The sequence below is a fragment of the Hansschlegelia beijingensis genome, from assembly GCF_045505405.1.
In the GTDB taxonomy this organism is placed as follows: domain Bacteria; phylum Pseudomonadota; class Alphaproteobacteria; order Rhizobiales; family Methylopilaceae; genus Methylopila; species Methylopila beijingensis_A.
Genome location: NZ_JBJKEX010000454.1, coordinates 1 through 2116 on the forward strand (window position 1 = coordinate 1; position 2116 = coordinate 2116).

The following is a 2116-nucleotide window of genomic DNA, read 5'->3' on the forward strand; positions in this document are numbered from 1 at the left end:
GGCGGCCGGCTGCCGCTCGACGTGCTGACCGGGGACGCGATCCGCTTCGCCCGCGAAGGCGCGCCGGTGTCGCGCAGCCAGGGCCGCACCGTGCCCAAGGCCTGGGAGGATCTGATCGAGGCGCCGGGGTTCCGCGAGACCTTCATGCGCGACGGCAAGCTGCTCGCTGAGGGCGAGATCCTCGTGCAGGCGAAGCTCGCCGACACGCTCGAGCATCTGACGCGCGCCGGGCTGCAGGATTTCTACGAAGGCGACGTCGCGCGCGAGATGGCGGCCGATCTCGACCGCATCGGCGCGCCCGTGTCCCGCGAGGATTTCGCCTCCCACCGCGCGCGCCTGCTGCCGCCGCTCGAGATGCGGGTGCGCGGCGGGACCATCTACAACGCGCCCCCGCCGACCCAAGGGCTCGCCTCGCTGATCATCCTCGGCCTGCTCGACCGGCTCCAACTGCCGGAAGACGGCAGCGCCGGCTTCGTGCACGCGCTGGTGGAGGCGACGAAGCGCGCCTTCCGGATTCGCGATCACGTTTGCGTCGACTACGACCGGATTCCCGCCGATCCGCAGAGCTTCCTTGCCCCCGAGCGGCTCGACCGGGAGGCCGCGGCCATCGACCTTGGCCGCGCGGCGCCGTTCCCCGCCCCGAAATTCGACGAGGGCGACACGGTGTGGATGGGGGCGATCGACGCCGAGGGCAGGGCGGTCAGCTACATCCAGAGCATCTTCTGGGAGTACGGCTCCGGCTGCGTGCTGCCGGGCGCCGGCGTGCTGATCCAGAACCGCGGCGCGGCCTTCTCGCTCGATCCGCAGGACAGCAATCCTCTGGCGCCGGGCCGCCAGCCCTTCCACACTCTGAATCCGCCGATCGCGGCGATGGACGACGGCCGGGTGATCTCCTACGGCACGATGGGCGGCGAGGGACAGCCGCAGACCCAGGCCATGACCTTCGCGCGCCATGTCTGGCTGAAGCGCTCGATCGAGGACGCGCTGGCGGCGCCGCGGGTGCGCCTGGGTCGCTCCTGGGGCGAATATGACGCCTCGCTCAAATATGAGCCGCGCTTCGACGGAGAGACGATCGACCGGCTCGCCGCCATGGGGCATGAACTCTCGGCCTTCGAGGACGGCTTCAGCGACGAGGCCGGCCACGCGGGCATGATCGTGCGCGACGCCGCAGGCCGCATCGAGGGCGCGCACGATCCGCGCTCCGATGGCGGGGCGCTCGGCGTCTAGCGGCGGGGCGGGGAGCACGATGGCCTGATGGAGACCATCCTCACCAATGCGCGCCTGGTCCTGGAGGATCGGGTGGTCGCGGGCACGCTGATGCACGCCGACGGGGTGATCCGGGACGTCTCCGAGGGGGTCTCGCACGCGCCCGGCGCCATTGATCTCGAAGGCGACCTGCTCGCCCCGGGCTTGATCGAGGTCCACACCGACAATCTCGAGAAGCATTTCGTGCCGCGCCCGGGCGTCATCTGGCCGAATCCGCTCGCGGCGGCGCTGGTCCATGACGTGCAGATGGCGGCCGCCGGCGTCACGACCGTCTGCGACGCCGTCTGCGCCGGCGGCTACGACGCCGACAACGACTACCGGCGGGAGATCTTTCCCGACATGGTCGCGGCGGTGGAGCGCGGCGTCGCCGAAGGCGTCTTCCGCATCGACCACCGGCTGCATCTGCGGTGCGAACTGAGCGATCCCAACTTCGCCGAGGACGTCGCGCCTCACGTCGCGCGGCCGCTGGTGGCGCTCGCCTCCCTGATGGACCACACGCCCGGCCAGCGGCAATGGCGCGACGTGGCGACCCTCAAGCGCTTCATGGCCGGCGAGGGGCTCAAGGGCGCCGACGCCGACGCGCTGCTCGCCAGGCGCATGGAGCGCGGAGCGGCGGCCGCGGCCACGAACTGGCCTCATGCGGTCAGGCTGTTCCTCGAGCAGGGCATCCCGCTCGCGAGCCATGACGACACCACCGCCGAGCATGTCCGCGAGGCGGCTGCGGCCGGCTGCGTGATCTCGGAGTTCCCGACCACCCTCGAGGTGGCGCTTTATTCGCTCGGCGGCGTGAGCCCCAGAACCCCGGCCAACGGCCGTTTCTTCGTGGCCGAAAGCGCCGTGGTGGTGGGCG

2 protein-coding genes are annotated in these 2116 nt (G+C 71.3%); both read left to right on the plus strand.

Features of this window, described 5'->3' with window-relative positions; genetic code table 11:
• Positions 1–1227 (plus strand): gamma-glutamyltransferase family protein (locus tag ACIKT0_RS17475; RefSeq protein WP_407106621.1); only part of this gene is annotated, 1227 nt, incomplete at its 5' end.
• Positions 1228–1254: 27 nt separating this feature from the next.
• On the plus strand, positions 1255–2116 hold an 862-nt coding region (locus ACIKT0_RS17480; protein ID WP_407106622.1), incomplete at its 3' end, for an alpha-D-ribose 1-methylphosphonate 5-triphosphate diphosphatase.